General features: G+C 67.8%; 16 protein-coding genes. 11 read left to right on the top strand and 5 right to left on the bottom strand.

Annotation, left to right across the window (positions count from 1 at the left end; genetic code table 11):
- Positions 1-11 precede the first annotated feature (11 nt).
- The 3 genes from CFB52_RS33950 to yjfF are packed head-to-tail and all read left to right on the top strand — an operon-like array spanning position 12 to position 3,651.
- Entirely contained in the window at positions 12-1,526 is a 1,515-nt protein-coding gene (locus CFB52_RS33950; RefSeq protein ID WP_099318581.1) for a sugar ABC transporter ATP-binding protein, read from the top strand.
- On the top strand, positions 1,523-2,566 hold the full coding sequence (locus CFB52_RS33945; RefSeq protein WP_059583798.1) for an ABC transporter permease: 1,044 nt from the start codon (positions 1,523-1,525) through the stop codon (positions 2,564-2,566). Before CFB52_RS33950 ends, CFB52_RS33945 begins: the two co-directional genes overlap by 4 nt.
- A complete protein-coding gene (gene yjfF, locus CFB52_RS33940; RefSeq protein ID WP_059637829.1) occupies positions 2,563-3,651 on the top strand; it encodes a galactofuranose ABC transporter, permease protein YjfF in 1,089 nt (362 codons plus the stop codon). Before CFB52_RS33945 ends, yjfF begins: the two co-directional genes overlap by 4 nt.
- A 100-nt stretch (positions 3,652-3,751) precedes the next feature.
- On the opposite strand, the gene CFB52_RS33935 is transcribed toward yjfF, so the two are convergent.
- Both CFB52_RS33935 and CFB52_RS33930 read right to left on the bottom strand, forming a co-directional pair.
- Complete coding sequence (locus tag CFB52_RS33935) at positions 3,752-6,094, bottom strand: sensor histidine kinase (protein WP_099318580.1); 2,343 nt, start codon at positions 6,092-6,094, stop codon at positions 3,752-3,754.
- Entirely contained in the window at positions 6,087-6,920 is an 834-nt protein-coding gene (locus CFB52_RS33930) for a response regulator (RefSeq protein WP_059583794.1), read from the bottom strand. The genes CFB52_RS33935 and CFB52_RS33930 overlap by 8 nt, the downstream gene beginning before the upstream one ends.
- Before the next feature lie 1,476 nt (positions 6,921-8,396).
- Between CFB52_RS33930 and CFB52_RS33920 the strand changes: the two genes are divergently transcribed.
- Positions 8,397-12,635, top strand: coding sequence for a YadA-like family protein (locus CFB52_RS33920; RefSeq protein WP_099318579.1), 4,239 nt, complete (start codon positions 8,397-8,399; stop codon positions 12,633-12,635).
- 124 nt (positions 12,636-12,759) lie between these two features.
- The gene (locus CFB52_RS33915; protein WP_099318578.1) at positions 12,760-13,422 is read left to right on the top strand and encodes an OmpA family protein; all 663 of its coding nucleotides are present in this window, start codon (positions 12,760-12,762) and stop codon (positions 13,420-13,422) included.
- 214 nt (positions 13,423-13,636) lie between these two features.
- On the opposite strand, the gene CFB52_RS33910 is transcribed toward CFB52_RS33915, so the two are convergent.
- Positions 13,637-13,825, bottom strand: a complete 189-nt coding sequence (locus CFB52_RS33910) for a hypothetical protein (RefSeq protein WP_059583815.1) — start codon at positions 13,823-13,825, stop codon at positions 13,637-13,639.
- A gap of 212 nt (positions 13,826-14,037) precedes the next feature.
- Here CFB52_RS33910 and CFB52_RS33905 point away from each other — a divergent pair, with 212 nt between their 5' ends.
- Positions 14,038-14,253 carry a DUF3820 family protein gene (locus CFB52_RS33905; RefSeq protein ID WP_059583788.1) on the top strand — a complete coding sequence of 72 codons (216 nt, stop codon included), beginning with the start codon at positions 14,038-14,040 and terminating at the stop codon, positions 14,251-14,253.
- A gap of 54 nt (positions 14,254-14,307) precedes the next feature.
- Here the strand turns inward: CFB52_RS33905 and CFB52_RS33900 are convergent, their stop codons facing one another.
- A complete protein-coding gene (locus CFB52_RS33900) occupies positions 14,308-14,778 on the bottom strand; it encodes a MaoC family dehydratase (RefSeq protein WP_059583787.1) in 471 nt (156 codons plus the stop codon).
- Positions 14,779-14,838: 60 nt separating this feature from the next.
- Positions 14,839-15,930 (bottom strand): carboxymuconolactone decarboxylase family protein, encoded by a 1,092-nt coding sequence (locus tag CFB52_RS33895; protein ID WP_099318617.1) that lies wholly within the window; start codon positions 15,928-15,930, stop codon positions 14,839-14,841.
- Between the two features lie 245 nt (positions 15,931-16,175).
- On the opposite strand from CFB52_RS33895, the gene CFB52_RS33890 reads away from it, so the two are divergent.
- The 5 genes from CFB52_RS33890 (at position 16,176) to CFB52_RS33870 (ending at position 23,637) form a co-directional block, all read left to right on the top strand.
- Positions 16,176-16,934, top strand: a complete 759-nt coding sequence (locus CFB52_RS33890; RefSeq protein ID WP_060010714.1) for an SDR family NAD(P)-dependent oxidoreductase — start codon at positions 16,176-16,178, stop codon at positions 16,932-16,934.
- 45 nt (positions 16,935-16,979) lie between these two features.
- Positions 16,980-18,257 carry a crotonyl-CoA carboxylase/reductase gene (gene ccrA, locus CFB52_RS33885; protein ID WP_099318577.1) on the top strand — a complete coding sequence of 426 codons (1,278 nt, stop codon included), beginning with the start codon at positions 16,980-16,982 and terminating at the stop codon, positions 18,255-18,257.
- 32 nt (positions 18,258-18,289) lie between these two features.
- Entirely contained in the window at positions 18,290-22,168 is a 3,879-nt protein-coding gene (locus CFB52_RS33880; protein ID WP_099318576.1) for a type I polyketide synthase, read from the top strand.
- Positions 22,169-22,248: 80 nt separating this feature from the next.
- The gene (locus tag CFB52_RS33875) at positions 22,249-22,578 is read left to right on the top strand and encodes an acyl carrier protein (protein ID WP_060010709.1); all 330 of its coding nucleotides are present in this window, start codon (positions 22,249-22,251) and stop codon (positions 22,576-22,578) included.
- 66 nt (positions 22,579-22,644) lie between these two features.
- Positions 22,645-23,637 (top strand): beta-ketoacyl-ACP synthase III, encoded by a 993-nt coding sequence (locus tag CFB52_RS33870; protein ID WP_089466225.1) that lies wholly within the window; start codon positions 22,645-22,647, stop codon positions 23,635-23,637.
- Positions 23,638-23,912 lie beyond the last annotated feature (275 nt).

Here is a 23,912-nt window from a genome sequence, read left to right as displayed (position 1 = left end):
AGGGAGGCTGCATGCAGAGTCCGCCGGTGGTCGAGATGATCGGCATCGACAAGTCGTTTCCGGGTGTCAGCGCGCTGCAGCGCGTCGATTTCCGGCTGTTTCCGGGCGAGATCCACGCGTTGATGGGCCAGAACGGCGCGGGCAAGTCGACGCTGATCAACGTGCTCACCGGCGTGCATGCGCACGATGCGGGCGAGATTCGCGTCGGCGGCGCGCCGGTGAACTTCGCCGCGCCGCGCGAGGCCGAGGCAGCCGGGATCCAGACGCTGTACCAGGAAGTGAACCTGTGCGCGAACCTGTCGGTCGCGGAGAACATCTTCGCGGGCCGGCAGCCGATGCGGCGCGGCGCGATCGACTGGAACACGATTCATGCACGGGCGCGCGATGCGCTCGCCGAACTCGACCTGTTGCTCGACGTCACGCGCTCGCTCGACGCGTATCCGATCGCCGTGCAGCAGATGGTCGCGATCGCGCGCGCGGTGTCGGTCGACGCACGCGTGCTGATTCTCGACGAGCCGACCTCGAGCCTCGACGACGGCGAGGTCGCGCGGCTGTTCGACGTGCTGCGCCGGCTGAAGGCGTCCGGCATCGCGATCCTGTTCGTCACGCATTTTCTCGAGCAGACCTATGCGGTGTCCGACCGGATCACCGTGATGCGCAACGGCGAGCGCGAAGGCGAATACCTCGCGCGCGACCTGCCGGTCGACGTGCTGGTCGCGAAGATGACCGGCCGCGAACGCATGTCCGACACGCTGCAGGCGGGCGCGGCGGCGGTCGAGCGTGACGCCGCGGCCGCCGCGCCGTTCCTGTCGATGCAGCAGGTCGGCCGGCGCGGGATGATGAGCGCGCTCGATCTCGACGTGCGCCCCGGCGAGATCGTCGGGCTGGCCGGGCTGCTCGGCTCGGGCCGCACCGAAACCGCGCAACTGGCGTTCGCCGCGGCGCGCCCGGATACCGGCGCGATCGAGATCGACGGCGCGCGCAAGCGGCTCGCGTCGCCGCACGACGCGGTGCGCAACGGCATCGCGTACTGCCCGGAAGACCGCAAGAAGGAGGGCATCGTCGCCGCGCTGTCGATCCGCGAGAACATCGTGCTCGCGCTGCAGGCGCGGCGCGGCTGGTGGCGGCTGATCGGGCGGGCGCGCCAGCGCGAGATCGCCGACACGTATATCGCGCGGCTCGGCATCAAGGCGCGCGACGCGGAGCAGCCGATCGGGCTGCTGTCGGGCGGCAACCAGCAGAAGGTGCTGCTCGCGCGCTGGCTCGCGACGGACCCGAAGCTGCTGATTCTCGACGAGCCGACGCGCGGCATCGACGTCGCCGCGAAGTTCGACATCATGGAGCGCGTGCTGGCGTTGTGCGCGCAGGGGCTCGCGATCCTGTTCATCTCGTCGGAGATCGGCGAGGTCGTGCGCGTGAGCCACCGGATCGCGGTGCTGCGCGACCGGCGCAAGGTCGCGGAATTGACGGGCGCCGATGCATCCGAGGAGCAGGTTTACCGGTTGATCGCGGGAGGTCAGTCATGACGCGCTTGCGCACGCTGTTTCGTCATCCGCTCGCGTGGCCGGTGCTGACGCTCGCGCTGCTGTTCGCGCTGGACGTCGCGCATCGTCCGGGCTTCCTGTCGATCGTGCTGCTCGACGGCCACCTGTTCGGCGCGCCGATCGACATCCTGAATCGCGCGGCGCCGCTCGTGATCGTATCGCTCGGGATGACGCTCGTGATCGCGACGCGCGGCATCGACATCTCGGTCGGCGCGATCGTCGCGATCGCCGGCGCCGCGGCCGCGACCGTGCTCGAGGCGGACCCGTCGCGGGTCGGCGCGGCGCTGGCCGCGGCGCTCGGCGTCGGGCTGCTGGCCGGTGCGTGGAACGGGCTGCTCGTCGCGTTCGTCGGGATGCAGCCGATCATCGCGACGCTGATCCTGATGGTGGCCGGGCGCGGCGTCGCGCAACTGCTGACGGGCGGCCAGATCATCCCGATCGGCGCGCCCGGCTATCTCGCGCTCGGCGGCGGCTATCTCGCGACCGTGCCGTGCGCGGTGTGGATCGCCGTCGCGACGATCGGCGCGATCGCGTTGCTCGTGAACCGCACGGCGCTCGGGTTGTTCATTCGCGCGATCGGTGTGAACCCGGTCGCGACGCGGCTCGTCGGGCTGCGCTCGGGCGCGATCGTGTTCGGCGTGTATCTGTGCTCCGGCGTGATGTCGGCGCTCGCGGGCATTCTCGCGAGCTCGAACGTGCGCAGCGCCGACGGCAACAACGCCGGGCTGCTGCTCGAGCTCGACGCGATCCTCGCGGTCACGCTCGGCGGCACGTCGCTGCTCGGCGGCCGCTTCAGCCTCGCGGGCTCGGTGCTCGGCGCGCTGATCATCCAGACGCTGACCTACACGACCTATTCGATCGGCGTGCCGCCGGAGGCGACGCTCGTCGTCAAGGCGGTCGTCGTGATCGTCGTGACGCTGATCCAGTCGGACGCGGCGCGCGCGCTGCTGGTGCGGCACGCGTCGCGGCTGCTGCCTTTCGCGCGATCGCGCGCCACCACCACCGGAGCGACGCCGCGATGACCCGTATCCTTGGCCGCCTCGCCGATCCGCGCACGCTGCCGATCGTCGTGACGATCGTGCTGTTCGTCGCGCTGTTCGGCTTCGGGTCCGTGATGTACACGGGCTTTTTCTCGATGCAGGTGCTGACCGGGCTGCTCGTCGACAACGCGTTCCTGCTGATCGTCGCGATCGGCATGACGTTCGTGATCGTGTCCGGCGGCATCGACCTGTCGGTCGGCTCCGTCGTTGCGCTGACAACGATCTTCTGCGCGGTCGGCGCCGAACGGCTGCACTGGCCCGTGTGGGTGATCGTGCCGCTGGTGCTCGCGTTCGGCGCGCTGTATGGCGCGGCGATGGGCGCGCTGATCCACTATTTCCGGTTGCAGCCGTTCATCGTCACGCTCGCCGGGATGTTCCTCGCGCGCGGTGCGTGCTTCCTGATCACGACGCAGTCGATCACGATCAACGCGCCGGCGTTCCATGCGATCGCGGGCATCAGCGTGCCGGTCGGCGGCGGCACGCTGAGCGCCGGCGCGCTGATCGCGCTCGCGACGCTGGCCGTCGCGATCTACGTCGCGCATTTCACGCGCTTCGGCCGCAACGTGTATGCGGTCGGCGGCAACGAACGCTCGGCGCTGCTGATGGGCTTGCCGGTCGCGCGCACGAAGATCGGCGTCTATGCGCTGAGCGGCTTCTGTTCGGCGCTCGGCGGCGTGGTGTTCACGCTGTACGTGCTGTCGGGCTACGGGCTGCAGGCGCAGGGAATGGAGCTCGACGCGATCGCCGCGACCGTGATCGGCGGCACGCTGCTGACGGGCGGTGTGGGCTACGTGATCGGTTCGGTGTTCGGGGTCGGCATCCTCGGCACGATCCAGGTGCTGATCACGTTCGACGGCACGCTGAGTTCGTGGTGGACGCGGATCGTGATCGGTGCGCTGCTGTGCGTGTTCTGCGTGCTGCAGCGGGTCATCGAGCGGCACGCGACGCGGCGGCGCACCGGCGGCACCGGACTCGGCGCGCGGCGGCCGGCGCGCGATGCCGCGCCCGCGCGGCCGGCGCCGCCCGAAGAGGACGTCGCGCTGGTCTCGACGATGCGGCGGTCGTAGCGCGCCCGGCCACCCTCGCGCGGGGAGTGCGAAATGAAGCGCGATGATCCGGCGACGGGCGTGGCCGATGCGCGGCCGGCGAGCATGGCCGCCCGCGCCGTCAGGCCGGCCCGGTCGCGTCCGCCTCGGTGTCGAACGACGTATCCGCGACGCGCGTGCGCTTCAGCGAGCCGGCCAGTCTTTCGATTGCGTGCAGATCCAGCGCATCGAGGTGCTCGCGCATTTCCTGCACGAACGGCGCATGATCCGGCTCGGCCACATACCGGCCGAGCCATTCCTCGATATCGGTCAGCCGGCCTTCGCCGGCGAGCACGATCAGTTCGGCGAGCGCATCGGCGGACGGGCTGCGCATCGCGGGCGCGGCGCTGGCCGGCGCCGCTTCGTCGGCGGGATCGAACCGCCTGACGAGCCCCGACACCGGCGCGAGCGCGTGGCCGAGGGCCGGCGCGACGACCGCGAACGAGAACGTCGTGCCGACGCCCGGCTGGCTCGCGACGGCCAGCTCGCCGCCCATCGCGGCGACGATGCGCTGCGCGATGAACAGGCCGAGCCCGGTGCCGCCGTTCACGGCCTGCACCTGCTGGTACGCGCGGAAGATGTCGGCGGTCGCGCCGATGTCGATGCCGATGCCCGTATCGGCCACCTCGAACAGCAGGCGCCATGCATCGCCTTCGCGCGCCGCGTGAACCGACAGCGTGACCGTGCCGTTGCGCGTGAATTTCGATGCGTTCGACAACAGGTTCAGCAGCACCTGTTGCAGCCGGATACCGTCGATCAGCACCGTGCGCGGCAGCGGCGTGACGGGTTGGTAGACGAACCGGTTGTCCTGCTGCGCGCACAGCGCGACCGCGTAGTGGCCGATGTCGTCCAGCAGCCCGGGCAGGTCCGTGCGGTCGGGCGCGACGCCGAGCGGCTGGAGTTCGGCCTTCGTGAACGCGAGCAATTCGTCGATCAGCGTGAGCTGGTAGCGGATGCTGCGGTCGATCGACCGGATCAGTCGCGCCTGGCCGTGCGTCGCGCCTTCCAGCAGCAGCTTCGCATAGCCGTTGATCGTCGACAGCGGCGCGCGCAGGTCGTGGCTGACATAGCCGAGCGTCTCGATCTTCTGCTGCATGTGCGTCTGCGACTGCTGCAATGCATCGTTGAGCGCCACCGTGCGGCGCGCGACTTCGTCGCGCAGCCGGTCCTGCTCGGTGAGCTGCCAGTGCTCGAGCCGCTTGCGCGCCTCGGTGCGCTGCCGGCCCACGTGGTGGATCCACGCGGCCAGCACCAGCAGGTGCGTCGCGAGCCCGATGATCGCGATGACGGGGTTCGGAAAGACGTCGGACCGGATCCACGACAGCAGCGGCGGCAGCGCATCGCGGCCGTCGAGCATGCGGATCAGCATGTTGAACGTCGCGAACGCCACCGCGATCAACATCACGCGGGCCGTCGGCGTGCGCCGGATCACGAGCGTCAGCGCCAGGCTGATGTTCACGATCGCGAGCACGGTGTTCAGCCATAGGCAGAACCGGGCGAAGGTCGCCAGATCGCCGAACGCCGCGCCGGCGATCCCCGCGCATTCGAGCGCGAGAAACACCACGTACACCGCGCGCATCGGCATCCTCGCCTTCTCGCGATGCGCGACCATCAGGATGAACACGATGAAGCACGCGACCGACAGGTACACGAAGATCGTTTCGCCGCGCGTCGACCACTCGCGCGCGCCGGGCGACAGGGCCATCGCGAGATAGCCGCGATAAGCGGCCTCGAACAGCGCGGTGTTCAGCGTCAGCACGGCCAGCACGAGGAACACGCCGCTACGCGAGAAAAAGCCGATCAGCAGCGCACACCAGACGAGGGCGAGCAACCCGCCGAAGAAGCCGAAGTTCCACATCGACGCGTGCAATTCCTGCGCGGTCCACGCGTCGCGGGTGAACGCGACCGGCGCGAGCCGCATTTCCTTGCGCGACGTGATGCGGATCAGCACGGGGAGCCGTTCGCCCGCGCGCAGCGTGACGTCGAGGGTCGGGTAGCGCGACGGCGCGTCGCGCGCATCGCCGCGATCGGCCGGGAAGCTGCGCTCGAGCATCCATTGGCCGTGCGGCGCGACATAGAAGTCGGCCCGGTCGACGCGCGCATCGCGAATCGCGAGCACCAGCGGGCGCGTCTCGCTGTCGCGGTTGACCAGCGTCGCGCGCACCCACCATGCCGAGCGCGAAAACATCACGTTGAACGAGGGCGCGGTTGCCGTGGCCGCGTGGCGGCCCGGGTCGGCGAGCCGGGCGGCGACCGCGTCGACGGACAGCGCCGCGCCGGCGTCCTCGAAAACCGATACGGCTTCGAGTCCCGCGGCGTTCGGCGTCGTCGCGGCGCGGGCCGTCGCGCATGTGACGGCCAGCGCCGCAAGAAGCATGAGTACCGCGCGACATCCGGCCGTCCATGCCGCGTATTGCCTACGCATCGCCGTGGCGCCCCGCCGGTGCGGCCGGCGCGTCGACCGCGTGGCGCTGGCGCCGCCAGTCGGACGGCGTGATGCCGAAGCGCTCGCGGAACGCCGTCGCGAAATTGCCGGGCGTGGAAAAGCCGATTTCCTCGGCGATGTCGCCGATCCCCATCGACGTTTCCGCCAGGAAGTGCATCGCGGCGCGCAGGCGCGTGTCGCGCAGGTACTCGAATACGGTCTGGCCGAGATGGTCGCGGAATACGCGGGACAGCCGCTTCTCGTGCGTGCCCACCTGTTTCGCGAGATCCTCGAGCGCCGGCGGATGGCGCAGGTTGCGCAGCAGCACGTCGCTCGCCGCGCGCACGAGCGCCGCATCGGGGTTGTCGGGCAATTCGGGCAGGTGCGCGAACGGCTGGCTGCGTCGCACGCGCTTCAGGTGATTGCGAACCCGCGCGATTACTTCCGCCGGCTCGAACGGCTTGACGATGTAGTCGATCGCACCCGTTTCGAGCCCCGCGATCCGATCCTCGAGGTCGCCCGCGGCCGTCAGGATGATGACCGGAATGGATTGCGTGGACGGTGTGGACGCCAGCAGCCGGCTCGCGGCGAAACCGTCCATGCGCGGCATGCGCACGTCCATCAGAATCAGATCGGGCGCGATCGCTTGCGCGCGGTGATAGGCCTGCAGTCCGTCGAACGCGACGCTGATCCGGCACTGCGCGGTGCGCAGGATTTCGGTCAGGAGCCGCAGGTCGTTCGGCCGATCGTCGACGATGAGAATATGCGCGCCAGCGAGATCCGGCGTGATGCGAGGCGATGCCGGACTGGGCAGGCGGGATGGCATGGTTGCGAACGCGTGGGAAGGAGTGGCCTGTCAGGTCGGGGGGGCAGTGCTATCTGCACGATTGTTGCAAAAAATTATATGCCGACGGCAACCTCGATTGTGAGGATTCCGTGCGGCGCGTGTGGGCTTGTCGCACGGGCGTAGTGGCGGCAGCGCGGTGGTGTTGTCCGCCCTAGACAAAACGGAGCGGAAAAATGTGCCGAACCGATTTCGCCGGTTTCGGACTTTATTTCCGATTTAATGATTTGAAGAGCCGGGGTGGCCCGGACGATGAATTCGTGCGTGAGATATCGAAATTCGCTGTATCGGTGTAAATCGAATCCGCTCGTTTCTCGTCATCCCGGTTAAGTTTTCGTTGATATCGGGTCGATATTCCTGCTTCTGGAAAATCGCGTTTCCTGAAGATCTGTATGAATGTAAATGGCGTCCGCTCCGGAAAAGGGTTTTTCCGCTGCGGAAAAGGTTTGTTTGGACGAATGCCTGCACACTAGCCCCGGTGCGGCTGGAATCGGTTCTTTCGCCGCTTCGGGTCGCCGTGAGGATTGCTGTCGCCGTCGCTCTCGGGGCAGCCGACATTCGATGGCGAATTGAATGATGGCATTCCCGGATGTTGGGAAGCCGGTAACAAAAGAATAACGGGCACGAGGGTAATGAAACGTCATGATTCGCGAGATTTTTCGACATACAGGACGAATCGAGAAATGACGGGTTGGGCTGGGTGCAAGGCGTCGAGCGAGAAGAAAATCGTCAAGTAAATTCGATCGATTAATTCGATGCCGGGGCCGTGCGGTGAGTAGCCGGCTTTTCTGGATTTCCCGGAAAAGCCGGTCGCCCGCCGGACGGAAAAGGGGTGAGCGACTTCGTGCGAGCCGCCGGGCGCTGTATCGATCCCGGGGCCGCGCGCGGCGCTCTTCGAATCAGGCGGATACGAAAAACATGAATACGACAAGCATGGCAGGTCAGCGCGCCGGGTCGATCGATCCGGTGCGGGCTGTCAGCGTCGGCGATCCGGCGGCGCGTGCGTCAGATCCGGGGACTGCATGGCGCCTTTCACCGCCTGAATGACATATGACGGGCCGCCCGCGACGCGGGCCGGCATCCGTTCGTCCAGCGTCCGAGCGACGCTTTTCCAATGAGATTCGAAGTCGCCCTTCGGCGGGTGCGGCGGTGTGCGCGCGCGCGGATTCGCGGTGCGTCGTGCGCCGTGTCGCCGCCGGGCGGGCGATGTCGACTTCCGTGAATCGATAACCGGCGATCGCCATCGCGCATCGTGCCGAACGGGCATGCGCGGCGGTCGGTCGCGCACTCGCGATATGGGGCGAGCGTGTCAGGCAACGCTGTTCGTAGTTTTGATTAGTGATACGAAGTGAGAAGCGAGGCGTCGCGAGACAGGCGCAAGCGGAGCAGGTCCGCGCCGCGCCTGGCGCCGCGTTCGCTGTTGTGTCATCCAGCACATGAGAACCGAGGGAACACAAGATGAACAAGTCGTTCAAGTCGATCTGGAACGAAGCACTGGGCGCCTGGGTTGCGGCGTCGGAGCTCGATCGTGCGCGCGGCAAGCGGGTCGCGTCGTCGAGAAGCGCGTCCGTGCATGCGGCAGACGCGGGCATCGCGACGAAGCCGGCGCTCTCGCCCAGACGGCTCGTCGTGATGATGACGGCCGCGTATCTCGGGCTGTTCCAGGCCGGTGCGCATGCGCAATATTCGGCGGGTGGCGGCTCCGCGACCGGGGGCGCCAGTTCGACGGCGATCGGCAACGGTTCCGTGGCGTCGCAGGTGAATGCGACCTCTTACGGCAATCTGTCGACGGCGGCTGGCCTGTCGTCCACGGCGATCGGCCCCGGCGCGCATGCAATGGCCGATGGCGGGACGGCCATCGGCATCAATTCGCAGGTGACCGGCTTCAACGGCGTGGCGCTGGGCGTGCAGTCGATTGGCAGCGGCACTTTTTCAGTTGCCGTCGGCAATCTCTCGAGCGCGACCCAAAACGGCGCGGTGGCGATGGGCAGCGGCGCGGCTGCGACCGGCGCTTCGGCCATCGGGCTCGGCAACAACGCGCTGGCGTCCGGCCAGTATGCGGCCGCGCTCGGTCTCGGCGCGAGTGCGGTGGGCGCTCAAAGCGTCTCGCTCGGCTATGCGTCGAACGCAACCGATACGGGCTCGGTCGCGCTCGGCAATCAGTCGACGAGTTCGGGAGCGGCCGGCGTCGCGGTGGGCAGCGGCGCGCTGGCTTCCGGTAATTCCGGCGTCGCGATGGGCGTCAACAGCGGCGCGAAGGGCACGTCGTCGATCGCGATCGGCTGGGGCGGCACCGCGGGTGTGCCCGGCTCGGGCACGCAGTCGCTCGGCGCCAATTCGATCGCGATGGGCTCGAATACGACGGCCAGCGCCAACAATGCGCTTGCGTTCGGCGTGAACACAGTCGGATCGGGCGTCAGTTCGGTCGCGATCGGCATTCAATCGAGCGCGACGCAGCAGTTCGGCCTGGCGTTGGGCAATCTCGCGCTCGCCGCCGGCGCAGGGGGCACGGCCCTGGGCTCCAGCGCGACGGCATCGCAGACCAACGCGTTCGCGGCAGGCACCTCCAGCAAGGCGACCGCCACCAATGCGATCGCGCTGGGCACGCAGGCCACGTCCGCCGCCACGAACACGGTCGCCCTGGGGGCCGCGTCTTCGGCGATCGACGACGGCAGTGTTGCCATCGGCGCTTCGTCGATCGCCGGCAACAACACCGGCACGCCGACCTATCGTGCCACGGCGGTCGGTACCGGCAGCCAGGCGACAGGTCAGTTCTCGTCCGCATTCGGTGCGACCGCGGTCGCGACCGGTACTGCCGCCGTGGCGATCGGCGACGCCGCCAATGCGTCGGCCACCAACGCGATTGCCATGGGCAGCAGCGCCGCCGCCGATTCCGGCAACGCCGTCGCGATCGGCACGGGCGCCACCGCGACGGGCGGCACCGCGGTTTCCATCGGCGCGGGCAACACTGCGGTCGGCAACGGTGCGGTAGCGATCGGCGATCCGAGTTACGCCAGCGGCACCGGTGCTTTCACGGGTGGGGCGAACAACATCGCCAATAGCGACGGCACCGCATCTGCGACGGTCACCAATCAAGCCAATGGCGCGGTGGCGATCGGCAACAACAACAAGGCGATCGGTCAGGGCAGCGTCGCATTGGGCAACGGTTCGACGGCGGGTGCGGCGGGGATGGCCGGCAATATCGCGTTGGGTGACGGCGCGACGGCGGCGACCCGCGCCGGCGACGTCGCGCTCGGCTCCGGGTCGGTGACGGCCGCGCCGAATCCGACGTCGACCGGCACCATCGGCGGCGTCACGTACACGTTCAACGGCGTCAATCCGACCAGCGTCGTCAGCGTCGGCGCGGCGGGCAGCGAGCGCCAGATCACCAACGTCGCGGCCGGGCGAATCAGTTCGTCGAGCACGGACGCGATCAACGGATCGCAACTCGCCGCGACGAACACCGCGCTCGATTCGCTGTCGACGTCGACGGCGTCGAGCATCACGTCGCTGTCCACGTCTACGTCCACCGGCATCGGTTCGTTGTCCACCGGGTTGAGCTCGACCATTAGCTCGGTGGCGTCGCTGTCCACGTCGACGTCGACGGGCATCAGTTCGCTGTCCACCGGCCTGAGCTCGACCAACAGCACGATCACGTCGCTGTCGACTTCGACCTCGACCGTCGTCGGCTCGCTGTCCACGGGCCTGAGCTCGACGAACAGCAACCTGACGTCGCTGTCGACTTCGACGTCGACCGTCGCCGGCTCGCTGTCCACCGGCTTGAGCTCGACCAACAGCACGATCACGTCGCTGTCGACTTCGACCTCGACCGTCGTCGGTTCGCTGTCCACCGGCCTGAGCTCGACGAACAGCAGCCTGACGTCGCTGTCCACGGCCACGTCGACCGGCATCGGCTCGCTGTCCACCAGCCTGAGCTCGATCACGAACAACAACACGAACCTCGGCAACAGCACGGCCGGTGCGATCGGCGGCGGCGCCACCTACGATCCGACCACCGGCACGATCTCGGCGCCGTCGTACGTGACGTACAACAGCGACGGTTCCACGACGATCAACAACAACGTCGGCTCGGCGATCGACAACATCAACGCGAACGGCATCAAGTACTTCCACGCGAATTCGACCGCGCCGGACAGCCAGGCGCTCGGCGTCGACAGCGTCGCGATCGGCCCGAACGCGATCTCGCGCGTGGACGGCAGCATCGCGCTCGGCTCGGGCTCGGTCGCCGACCGTGCGACGGCGCCGTCGTCCGGCATCATCCGCAACGGCAGCGCGTCGATCCCGTTCGACACGACCGACCAGACGCTGCTCGGCGCGGTATCGGTCGGCGACGCGACGAACAGGACCTACCGCCAGATCACCAACGTCGCCGACGGCACCGGCCAGCAGGATGCGGTAACGGTGCGGCAGTTGACCGGCGCGCTGCAATCGTTCGCGGTGACGGGCCAGAAGTACTTCCACGCGAATTCGACGGCGGGCGATTCGCTGGCCGTCGGCGCGGAATCGATCGCGGTCGGGCCGACGACGGTCGTCAACGGCGACAACGGCGTGGGTATCGGCAACGGTGCGATCGTCGACCAGACCGCGCCGGGCGGGGTCGCGATCGGCCAGGCGGCGAGTTCCGCGCAGGCCGACGCGATCGCGCTGGGCAGCGGCGCGACGGCGACCGGCGCGCAGTCGGTCGCGCAGGGCGCGAATGCGGTGGCGGTCAGCGTGGGCAGCGTCGCGCTCGGCTCGGGTGCGCGCGGCAGCGCGACCGATGCGCTCGCGCTCGGCGCCGGCGCATCGGCGACGTTCGCGAACAGCGTCGCGCTCGGCGCCGGTTCGCTGACCACGGTCGGCGCGCTGACGAACTACGTCGCGTACGGGCTGAGCAGTCCGCAGTCGTCGGCCGGCGAAGTAAACATCGGCAATCGCCAGATCACCGGGCTCGCGGCCGGCAAGAACGGCACCGACGCGGTGAACGTGTCGCAGCTCGATTCGGTGGCGAACCAGTTGACGACGCTGATCGACCAGCGCACGTCCAACCTCGGCGGGCAGTACACGACGAACCCGACCGGCGGCAACGTGCCGCCGGGGGCGAGCGGCTCGAATTCGTCGGCGGGCGGCTCGGGCGCGGTCGCGTCGGGCTCCAACAGCACGGCGGTCGGCAACGGTTCGACGGCGTCGGGCAACGGCTCGACGGCGATCGGCGTCGGCTCGACCGCGTCGGGCAACAACTCGACGGCGATCGGCACGGGCAGCAACGACGGCGGGCGCTCGAACGTGGTCGCGGTCGGCTCGGCGGATTCGGCGCGGCAGGTCGTGAACGTCGCGGCGGGCACGCAGGGCACCGATGCGGTGAACGTGAACCAGTTGAACGCGGTATCGAACCAGTTCACGCAGTCGCTGAACACGGTCAACAACCAGCTCACGCAGATGCAGCAGCAGATCCAGCAGACCGATTCGATGGCCCGCGAGGGGATCGCCGCGACCGCCGCGATGGCGTCGATCCCGCACATGGACCGCGATTCGAACTTCGCGATGGGGGTCGGCACGGCGACGTTCCAGGGCCAGAAGGCCATGGCGGTCGGTGTGCAGGCGCGCGTCACGGAGAACCTGAAGGCGACGCTGAACGGCGGCTTCGCCGGCAGCCAGCGCGTGGTCGGCGCGGGCATGCTGTACCAGTGGAAGTGATCGCGCGCGGCGGTTCGTTCCGGCACGCGTTGCCGGAGCGGGCCGCGCCGAACGCAAACACGCGCGGATGCGTCGCGACATCGCGCCGCACGCGCCGTGCTCATCGCATTCTCGGAGTCATCAAGTGAAAAACATCCATCTTGCCCTGCTGGCGTCCGTCGTTTCCCTCGCGGCCTGTTCGAGTGCGTCGGGGCCGACGTACAACGCGTACGAACTGCAGCCGCGAAACGGCATCCGGACGTTCCAGGTCGACTGCCACGGCATCCTGTCGAGCGCGAAGACCTGCATGAAGGTCGCGACGCGCATGTGCGGCAACGAGGCCGTGCGCCTGGTCGACACCACCACGCCGTACCGCGACGGCGCCGATGCGCATTCGATCGTGTTCCAGTGCGGCGCGGCGCCCGCGTCGGCCGCCGCGGCCGTTACGCCGGCGCCCGTGCCGGCCGAAAAAGTGAGCCTGACTGGCGATGCATACTTCGCGACCGACTCGGCCGTGCTGACGCCTGCCGCCACCGCCGCGCTCGACACGCTGCTGAGCCGGCAGAGCGACAAGCATTTCGCGCGCGTGGAAGTGGACGGCTATACCGACGCGACCGGCTCGGATGCGCACAATCAGGCGCTGTCGAAGCGCCGGGCGGATGCCGTCGCCGGCTATCTGCGCGAGCACGGGCTGAAGGCCGATGCGTTTGCCGCGGTCGGCCACGGGGAGGCGAACCCGGCGGCATCGAACGATACCGCCGAAGGACGCGCGCGCAATCGTCGCGTGGAAATCTCGCTGCAGAAGTAGGACGCTGCAAGCCGGTTGCCGCAAGCGTGGCCGTCGAAGCCGGACGGCTCGCTTGCGGCAATGATGCTCGGCGTGGACGACGAGTGGCGCGAACCGCCCGTCCGCGGCGTGCGAACGCCGGGTCCGTCGCATCGACGCCGCCGACGCGCGGCGACGCGCGGCGACGGGCGTCCGGCACGCGGATCGCCCTGCGCACCGGGCCGCGGATCGGCGCTCAGTGCCTGATCATGCAGACGGCCACGATCTCGTACCCGGGGTCGGCATGCGCGCTCGCGGCTTTCTCCGCTTCGTCGTACGAACCGAAGGAGGCCGCGTCTTCGATGGCCGGCGCCATGCCGATATCGCCGTCCTCGGCGGTGCAGAGGAACTGCTCGCCGGTCTTCACGACATAGATGGACATCATGATTCCCTCCATGGTTTGCAGGGGGAAGTTCCAGTCTAGCAGGCGCGAAGCAAGCCGGCGGCCGACGTGAATCCCGATTGTCAATCGGGGCCGGTTGGTCGATTCATCCCGCCGCGAAGGGTCGGATTCGCGGCCGTGAGCCGGCTCGGCCCGGCGCGCGCGCAGCCGGGCCGTGACGCGCGCGGCTGCGCAAAGCCGTGCACAATACGCGCATGCGCACCCCAGATCTTGAATCCCTCGTCGCCGTCACCATGCCCTTCGGAAAATACAAAGGGCGACTCCTTGCCGACCTGCCCGGGCCTTACCTCAACTGGCTGGCGCGTGAAGGCTTCCCGCGCGGCGAAATCGGCCGGCAGCTCGCGCTGATGCACGAGATCGACCATAACGGCCTGAGGCACCTGCTCGAGCCGCTGCGCAAACCCGCGTAGCGCGACCGCGGGTCGCACGCCCGACAACGCCGGCAGTCGCGCTTCGGGCGGCCGTCAAACCGCCTGATCCTGCACGGTCGCCGCTTCTTTCCGGCGCGCCGCCGCATTCGTGGGCATCACCACCGCCGTGCCCTCCACGACGACGAGGCCGTCGACTTCGCAGCGCGTTTCCAGCACGACCCGACGCCGGCTCGCGAGAATCTCCTTGACCGTCACCGTCGCGCAGACCGTTTCGCCCAGCTTGACCGGGCGGCGGAATTGCAGATCCTGCGACAGATAGATCGAGCCGGGCCCTGGCAGATGCGTCGCGATCGCCGCCGATATCACGGAGGCAGACAACATGCCGTGCGCGATGCGGCCGCCGAAAAAAGTTCGCTGCGCATAGGCCTCGTCGAGATGCACGGGGTTCCGGTCGCCGGTCGCGTTCGCGAACAGCAGCACGTCGTGCTCGGAAAGGGTTTTCGAAAAGCACGCGTTCATGCCGGGCATGAGATCCTCGAGATCGTATCCGCCTTCGTCGTTCATCGTCGTTTCCTGTGTCGTTCGTGCCGCATGGTGTGGGAGAGAGGTGGAACGCGGTCGTCTTCATGCCTGCACGTCGTCGTGCTCGCGCGCCGCATGCGGAGCCGCCGAGGCGAACGAACGGCTCGCCTCGGCGAGCGCCCATTGCACGGCCAGCACGCCGGCATGAGGCAACGCGGCGACGATGGCCTCGACGATCTCGGGTCGCGATGCGCCCGACCGGCGTGCGTCGCGGATGTGCGCGGCGAGCGCGTCGGCGTCGGCATTGCGCGCGAGGCAGGTCAGGCACGCGATTGCCGTCAGGTGGCGTGCCTTCACGTGCTCGACCGGCTCATCGCCCGATGCCGCGCTGGCCAGCCGATCGATGCCACGCTCGATCGCGGACGACATGTCCACAAAGCCGCCTGCCGCGTCCGACCGATACAGGTCGCGTTGCAGCGCATGCCGCTCGGCCGGTGCATCGGCCTGGATTCCCGCCGAGTCGTCCGGCGCCCCATTGAGCGCACTGAACGCATCGAACGCGTCGAGCACGATGCGCGACACGGGCAGTACGAGCGGCCAGCCGATGTAGCCGGTCAGTTGAATCAATACCTCCGTCAGTTCGCCGCGCGTCCAGCCAGCGTGCAGGCAGTCGTTCACGTGTACGCGAACCGCATCGTGCCGGTTTTCGCGTGCGATGACGATGGCAAGCGCGGCGAGCCGGCGCTCTTTCGGCGTCAGCGCATCGAACGGCCGTTGCCGGCGCTCAAGCAACGTGGCGATCGTCGCTTCGGGATCCTCGAAAAAATCGACGTCGACGTCGATATCGATGGCACGTTCGCGCAACAACCCGGCGATGTGGCGTATCGCGGCCGCGGCCACCGGCACGCCTGCGTAATGGAGCGTCTCGAACGCCGTGTCGAGCACCGCGTGCGGCGTCCAGCCGGTATTCAACATGCCGCCCGCATGGTATTTCAGTGCGCCATCCGCATTGCCCATCGTCGCGAGTACCGCGACCGTCACGAGTTCCCGGTGCTTCAGCGAGAGGTTGGGGCGGGCGATGATGTCGGCATATGCGCCCTCGACGAGCAATCGCTTGAAATCGGGGTCGAGACGGTCGAGTGCCGCGCTCAGCCCGACGAAGCCTTCGTCGCCGATCGCGTGTATGACGGACATGCCGAGTTCATGCCGGGAGATCGTATTCGTACGCATGGAAGGCCGATGGTTGAACGCGGAGTGTCGTGACGTCAGCGATGATATTCGTCCGTTCGACAATCAAATTTGAACTTTTTTCACTTTTCATCGGCGCACGCTTTTCGCCGTCTAGAATCCATCCGGTCAAGAACCGACGATTCATTTTCGATCTGAAAAATCGGGATGGTGATGACGGGGCCTGCATATCAATGCGACTGGAGAATACGATGCTGAAGCTTCATGAAAAAGTCGCCCTCGTGACCGGGGGAAGTTCGGGTATCGGCCGGACCACGGCGTTGTTGTTTGCCAGGGAGGGCGCACGGGTCGCGATCGCGTCGCGCCGCATCGACGAAGGTCTGGCCGTTGTCGAGGAGATCCGCCGCGCGGGCGGCGAAGCGCTGTTCGTGAAGACCGATGTATCGAGCGCGGAGGATTGCGCGCGGATGGTCGCGCAGACCGTGCACGAATTCGGCAGGCTCGATATTGCGTTCAACAACGCCGGCGTGGAGGCATTCGGCAAAGCCGTGGCCGATACCGACGAGGCGAGCTGGGATTACGTGATGAATATCAATCTGAAAGGGATGTTCCTTTCGATGAAATACGAAATTCCCGAAATGCTGAAAGCGGGCAGCGGTGCGATCGTCAATATGTCGTCCACTTATGGCCTCGTGGCGTCTGCATTCGGCGGCTGCAGTTATCACGCGTCGAAGGCCGGGATTCTCGGGCTGACGAAAGCGGCCGCGCTCGAATACGCGAAGCAGAATATCCGTGTCAATGCGATCTGCCCGGCGTTCGTGGCGACGGCGATGGTGGAGAAGTTTCTCGATGAAACCGGCATGACCGACCAGATCAAGGCGTTTCATCCGGTCGGCCGGCTGGGCACCGAACAGGAAATCGCCGAGGCGGTCACGTTCCTCGCGAGCGACGCGTCTTCGTTCATGACCGGTACCGCACTGTCGGTGGACGGCGGGATGGCCGCGGCCTAGCACGAGTGCAACTTTTCCCGGATCAACTCTTTCACGAGTATTGTTATGGATACCAAAACGATCGATTTCGCTGTCGAAACGAGAAGGAACCCGCCGGAGCTGTTCGACATCGGCAGCGCGATTCCGCTGGGCGTCGTGCCGAGGAAAATGCACGCGTGGACGATTCGTCGCGAGAACCACGGGGAGCCGCAGCACGCGTTCACGAACGAAATCGTCGACGTGCCGTCGCTCGGCCCGGACGACGTGCTGATTCTCGTGATGGCGGCCGGCGTCAACTACAACGGCGTGTGGGCGGCGCTCGGCCAGCCGTTCTCGGTGCTGGACCTGCATGACGATCCGTATCACATCACGGGCTCGGATGCGGCCGGCATCGTATGGGCCGTCGGCTCGAACGTGAAGAAATGGAAGGTCGGCGACGAGGTGGTCGCACACTGCTCGCAGGTCGATGGCGACGACGAGGAATGCAACGGCGGCGATCCGATGCTGTCCCCGTCGCAGCGGATCTGGGGTTATGAAACGTCGCATGGCTCGTTCGCGCAGTTCGCGCGCGTGCAGTCGACGCAGTTGATGCCGCGCCCGAAGCACCTCACGTGGGCCGCCAGCGCCTGCTATACGCTCACGCTCGCGACCGCATACCGGATGCTGTTCGGCCACAAGCCGCACGTGCTTTCCGCCGGGCAATCGGTGCTCGTGTGGGGCGCGGCGGGCGGGCTCGGAACGATGGCGATCCAGCTCGCGGCGCTCGCGGGCGCGCGCCCCGTCGCCGTGGTCTCCGACGCGTCGAAGGCCGAATTCGTCAAACGGCTCGGCGCGGTGGGCGTGATCAACCGTTCGGATTTCTCGTGCTGGGGCGCGCCGCCGCCCGTCGATGCGAAGGTCGAGTACGCGGCCTACGTCGATGAAGTCAAGCGCTTCGGAAAGGCGATCTGGGGTGCGCTCGGCGAAAAGCGCGACGTCGACATGGTGTTCGAGCACCCGGGCCGCAATACGTTCGCCCCGTCCTGCTACGTCGTGAAGCGCGGCGGCATGGTCGTGTTCTGTGCGGCGACGAGCGGCTACGACCTGACCTGCGATGCGCGCTACGTGTGGATGCGCCAGAAACGCATTCAGGGCAGCCACTTCGCCAACCTCAAGGAAGCGTCGCAGGCGAACCGGCTCGTGATGAGCGGCAAGATCGACCCGTGCCTGTCGGAAGTGTTTCCGTGGAGCCGCCTGCCGGACGCGCACGCGAAGATCCGCGAGAACCGGCACCTGCCCGGCAACATGGCCGTGCTCGTCCAGGCGAGCAGCAGCGACGATCTCGCCGCGGCGAGCCGCCACTAGGCCGGATGAACGCTTTCCGCCGCGAGGACGGTATGAACCAGTCAAACACGCAAGCGCAGCGCGTCGCCATCATCGGCATGTCGTGCCGGTTCCCCGGCGGCGCGTCCTGTGCGTCGAGCTATTGGACGCTGCTGAATTCCGGGCGCACGGCGATCCGCGAAACGCCGCGCGAACGCTTCGATATCGACGCGTACTACTCGCCGGATACCGACGAGCCCGGCACCACGTATTCGCGCGTGGCCGGCTATGTCGACGATCCGTTCCGCTTCGACCGCAAGCTGTTCCGGACCTCGGCGGCCGAGGCGATGGAGATGGATCCGCAGCAGCGCTGGATGCTCGAACTCGCATGGGCGGCGCTCGAGAACGCGGGCATCGCGCCGGGCCGGCTGCGCGGCAGGAACGTCGGGGTCTTCATGACGATCGGCGAGGCGGACTATGGCCGGCGCACCGTCTGGTCCGGCGATCCGTCGCGCATCACCACCTATTCGAAGCTCGGCAACCTGCGCGCGATGGCCCCCGGGCGCGTCGCGCACATACTCGGTTTGAGCGGGCCCGCGATCTTCGTCGATACGACCTGTTCGTCGTCGCTGGTCGCGATCCATCTTGCCGCGCAGAGCCTGCAGGCCGGCGAGTGCGACGTCGCGATCGCCGGCGGCGTGAACCTGATCCTCGGGCCGGAGGAAACGATCGGCATCGCGCGGCTCCAGGCGATGTCCGCCTCCGGGCAATGCCGTCCTTTCGACGCGAGCGCCGACGGCTATATTCGCGGCGAAGGCGGCGGCGTGATCGTGATGAAGCGGCACGACGACGCGCTCGCGCACGGCGATCGCATCGATGCGGTGCTGATCGGGTCGGCCGTCAACAGCGACGGCGCGAGCAACGGTCTCACCGCGCCCAACGGCGCGGCGCAGGAAGCCGTCATTCGCCGGGCAATGATGCGCGCCGGCGTTCGGCCGGACGCAGTCGCCTACGTGGAAGCGCATGGCACGGGCACGGCGCTCGGCGATCCGATCGAGCTTTCCGCGTTGCGTAACGTCTATACACGCGCCGTCGCACGCGACAAGCCGATCCTCGTGGGCTCCGTGAAGTCCCAGCTCGGGCATCTGGAGGGCGCCGCGGGCATGGCCGGCTTCATCAAGGCGATGCTGATCCTGCGGCACCGCCACGTACCCGCGCAGGTGAACTTCGAGACGCCGAACCCGCGCTTTCACTGGGAAGGCGCGCAACTCGCCGTTCCACGCGAGGGTACGCCGCTCGACGAAGGCGAGACGCTGGTCGGCGTGAGCGGTTTCGGCATCACCGGGACCAACGTCCACCTGATTCTGTCCGCGCCGGCGCCCGTGCCGGACACCGGTGCGCCGATCGACCGCGAACGCGTATTGACGCTTTCCGGGCGCTCGCCGGACGCACGGCGGCGTGTCGCGTCGGCATGGCGGGCCTGGCTCGCGGGCACGTCCGTGCCGCTGCGCGATGCGTGTCATACGTCGAACGTGCGACGCGATCATTTCGATCATCGCGTCGCGCTGGTCGGCACGACGAAAGCGGATTTCATCGACGCGCTCGACGCGTTTCTCGCGGACAATCCGTCCGGCAACTGGCATGCGGGCGAGCCGCCGCGCAAGCCCCGCGTCGCGTTTCTCGTGCCAGGGCAAGGGGCGTGGCAGCCGGGCGTCGGCGGAAACCTCTACCACGGCAACGGCCTGTTCCGCAAACACGCGGACGCGTGTCTGCGCCTGCTGGGTAGCGAAACGGCCCGCGACGTGCTCGATGCGATCGTCGGCCGTGGCGCTCAAACCGTGCGCCATCATCCGGGGCAACTGGCTCACTTCGTCGTGTGCTACGCACTTTCACGTACCTGGATGGAGCTCGGCGTGCAGCCGGATCTGCTGATCGGGCATTCGCTCGGCGAGCACGTGGCCGCCGTGATCGGCGGCGTGATGTCGCTCGGCGACGGTCTCAAGGCGGTGGAGGCGCGCGGCCGACTGTTCGATACCGCGACGCCGGCCGGCGCGATGCTCGCGGTGGCCGCCGCGGCCGACGAACTCGCCGCGCGGTTCGCGTTCGGCGAGGATCTGTTCGTCGCCGGCATCAACGGGCCGGGGCAGACCGTCGTCAGCGGCACGCCGGAAGCGGTGGCGCGCGTGCACGACGCGATGGTCGCGGCGGGCAAGCGTGTGTCGCTGCTCAAGACCTACGGCACGCCGGGCCATTCGCCGATGTTACGTTCGATGCGCGAAGCGTTCCGGCGCGCGCTCGAACCGCTGACGTTCGCGCCGCCGTCGATTCCGATCGTCTCCACCCTCACGGGCGCCGTCGCGACCGATGCGATCGCCGGCGTCGAGCACTGGCTCGATCTCGTCGAGCAGCCGGTGCGTTTTCATGACGCGTTGCTGGCGGTGTCGGACGGCAAGACGCTCTTCGTCGAAGTGGGGCCCGGCGCGGCGCTCGCCAAGCTCGCGCGCGCCGCCGCCGGCGGCGACTGGACGTGCGCGATCGCGTCGCTCGCCGACGGCCCGGAAGGCGATGAGGAAACCGAATCGACAGGCTTCGCCCACGGCTGCGCACGCCTTTACGGCGAAGGGCAGAAGATCGCGTGGCACAAGCTGTACGGCAATGCGCCGCGGCCTGCCGAAGCGCCGGGCTACGCGTTCGACACCGAGCGTTTCGAGCTGCCGTTTCCCGATCTCGCCGAAGCGGCGCATGGTGCGGTGCGCCAACGAAGCGATGGCGCATCGAATGCGGAAGCCCGGCCGCCGCGCTCGATCGAGGTGGATCGCGCCGACGTGGCACCGGCGGGCGCGGCGCAGATGCTCGCGACGTTGCGCACGATCGCGGCAGCGGTCGCGCCGGATACCGTCGTGCTCGACGATGGGCTGTCGCTCGTCGGCCAGGGGCTCGACTCGCTGGCGTTGACGGAGCTGCGGGTGCGGTTGCATCAGCGGCTCGGCAAGATGCCGCCGATCGCCATGCTGGCGCGCGGCGCGTCGCTCCAGACGCTGGCCGCGTGGTTCGGCACGACGAACGGTGACGCGTCCGTTCGCGAAGTCGTGGCGGCCGATCCCCGGCAACCGGCCGAAACGGGCGGCGACGTCGGCCTGGTCGTGACGCTGCGCGACGGGGCCGGGCCGCTCGTTGCGCTCGTGCATCCGGTCGGCGGAAACGTGCTGTGTTATCAGGAACTGGCCGCGGCATGGCCGGGCGACCCGACGGTCGTCGCGATCCGTCATCCGTACGCGGATCAGGGCCACGCGCCCGCGTATCTTTCGATCGCGCAACTGGCGTCGCGCTACTGCGCGGCGCTGCTCGCGACGCACGGCAGGCAGCCCGACCTGCTCGGCGGCTGGTCGTTCGGCGGGATCGTCGCGCACGAAATGGCCGCGCAGTGGGAGTCGGAGGGCGGGAGCGCGCCGCCGTTGATGATCGTCGACAGCCCGCTCCACGACGGCGAATTCGCCACGCGGTTGCGCGCACTGGCCGCTGATCTCGCGCCGGATGACGGTATGCAGGCAGTCGAGCGATGGCTGGCCGACCCGCGTTTCGATGCGATGCTCGATCAGGACTTCTATCTCGCCGACGTGCGCCGCCGCGCCCAGCCTGAGATGTTCGACCACATCGCGCGGCTGCATGCCGCGAGCGCGGTGGCACTCGCCTGTCACCAGCCGCGGCAGGTGCAAACGCACATCGGATACGCGCTCGCCGCGCGCGACAAGCGCGGGATGTCGAGCGTGCTGGCGGAGCAGCAATTGCGCCGTTTCGGGCGCGGCGGCATCACGGTCGACGTGTTCGACGACGACCACAACTCCATCGTGCGTGCACCTTCCGTGCGGCGTCTCGCGCACTTTCTCGGCGGACGCGCTGCCGATGCACCGCACGCCGATCCGGAACCGCTGATGCGCGCGACACCCGCATAGGCGCTGCCTTTCCGTTTCCCGGGCGCGGCGTCGCCGCCGCGCCTTCACCGTCCTCAATCCGACTTCAAGGAATCGATGCCATGAACGATCAACTTCAAGCTGCAGCCGTCAACGGGCCGACGGTCACCGCGGAAACCATTCTTGCGTGGATCCAGGAGTGGACCGAAGCGAACAACCTGAAGGTGCCGACCGATCTCGAACAGACCTTCGCCGACGCCGGCTTCGACTCGATGCATTCCGTCGAACTCGCGTTCTTCCTCGAAGAGCGGCTCAACATCAAGATCGACGATACGGTCCTTTACGACTATCCGACCTTCAATGCGCTGGCCGAGCATCTCGTCTCGCTGCAACCGCAGGGCACGAGCGCCGCCGCGGAGCCGGGCCAGGACGCGGGCGTCGGAAGCTGGTAACGCCAGGGCGCCGGTTCGAGACATCGGGCGGCCGGCGCGTCATCGACTTTGATCGGAGTACCGAAGATGGTGGAAATCAATCGCGTGGACCACTGGATGTCGCGCGTCGTCGGCTGCGGTTCCGCGTTGCCCGAGCACCGCATGACGAATCATGACATCGCACTGAAGGTCGACACCACGGACGAGTGGATCACGCAGCGCACCGGCATCAAGGAGCGCAGGATCGCGGCGCCCGGCGAGAACACGTCCGATCTCGCGATCGGCGCGGCCCGGGCCGCGCTGAGTCACGCAGGGATCGCCGCGGCCGACGTCGATCTCATCGTGCTCGCGACCTGCACGCCCGATCGCACGATGCCCGCGACGGCCGTCCGCGTTCAGGAAGCGATCGGCATGCCGCGCGGCGCCGCGTTCGACGTGCAGGCCGTCTGTTCGGGCTTCGTGTTCGCGCTCTCGGTCGCCGACAACATGATCCGGCTCGGGCAGGCGCGCACCGCGCTGGTGATCGGCGCGGAAACGATGTCGCGTATCGTGGACTGGCAGGACCGCAATAGCTGCGTGCTGTTCGGCGACGGCGCGGGCGCGCTGGTGCTGCGCGGCGAACGGCGCGAAGGCGACAGGCCGCGCGGTGTGCTGTCCACGCATCTGCATTCGGATGGGCGGTACTGGGACAAGATTCACACGGACGGCGGGGTATCGTCGACGCAAAGCGCCGGCAAGATGCATCTGGAGGGCCGCGACGTATTTCTGCATGCGGTCGTCAATCTCGCCGACGCGTCGCAGGAAGCGCTCGATGCGCACGGGCTGACCCGGGACGACGTCGACTGGATCGTTCCGCATCAGGCAAACCAGCGCATCGTGCAAACCGTCGGCACGAAGTTGAATCTGCCGATGGAGAAGGTCGTGCTCACCGTCGGCAAACACGGCAACACGTCGGCGGCGTCGATTCCGCTCGCGCTCGGCGAAGCCGTATCCGACGGACGCATCAAGGAGAACGATCTCGTCCTGACGCCTGCAATGGGCTCGGGCTTCACGTGGGGCTCGGCGTTGATTCGCTGGTAATTCACGGGCGAGGCACCGGCGCACGTCGGTGCCCGACGGATCGGCATTTTCCCGGAATGTGGGAGCCCTGTGGAAATGCTCGTGAAAGTGACAAAAGTTCACTTTGAGCGCTCGGGCCGCCGTTCTATGCTGGCTGCACGTCGCACACGGCGGCGTGAACAAACAGCCCGATCGGAGCGTAGATGGCACCCGATATTCCGGATGAATCCTGGGATGCGGCGGCGTCCGGCATGCCGACCCGACGCATGAAGCACGCGGCCTCGCGCCTGAAGCAC

This window comes from Burkholderia sp. AU18528 (assembly GCF_002223215.2).
Taxonomy (GTDB): Bacteria; Pseudomonadota; Gammaproteobacteria; order Burkholderiales; family Burkholderiaceae; genus Burkholderia; species Burkholderia semiarida.
This window is presented reverse-complemented; position numbering and strand designations above follow the sequence as displayed.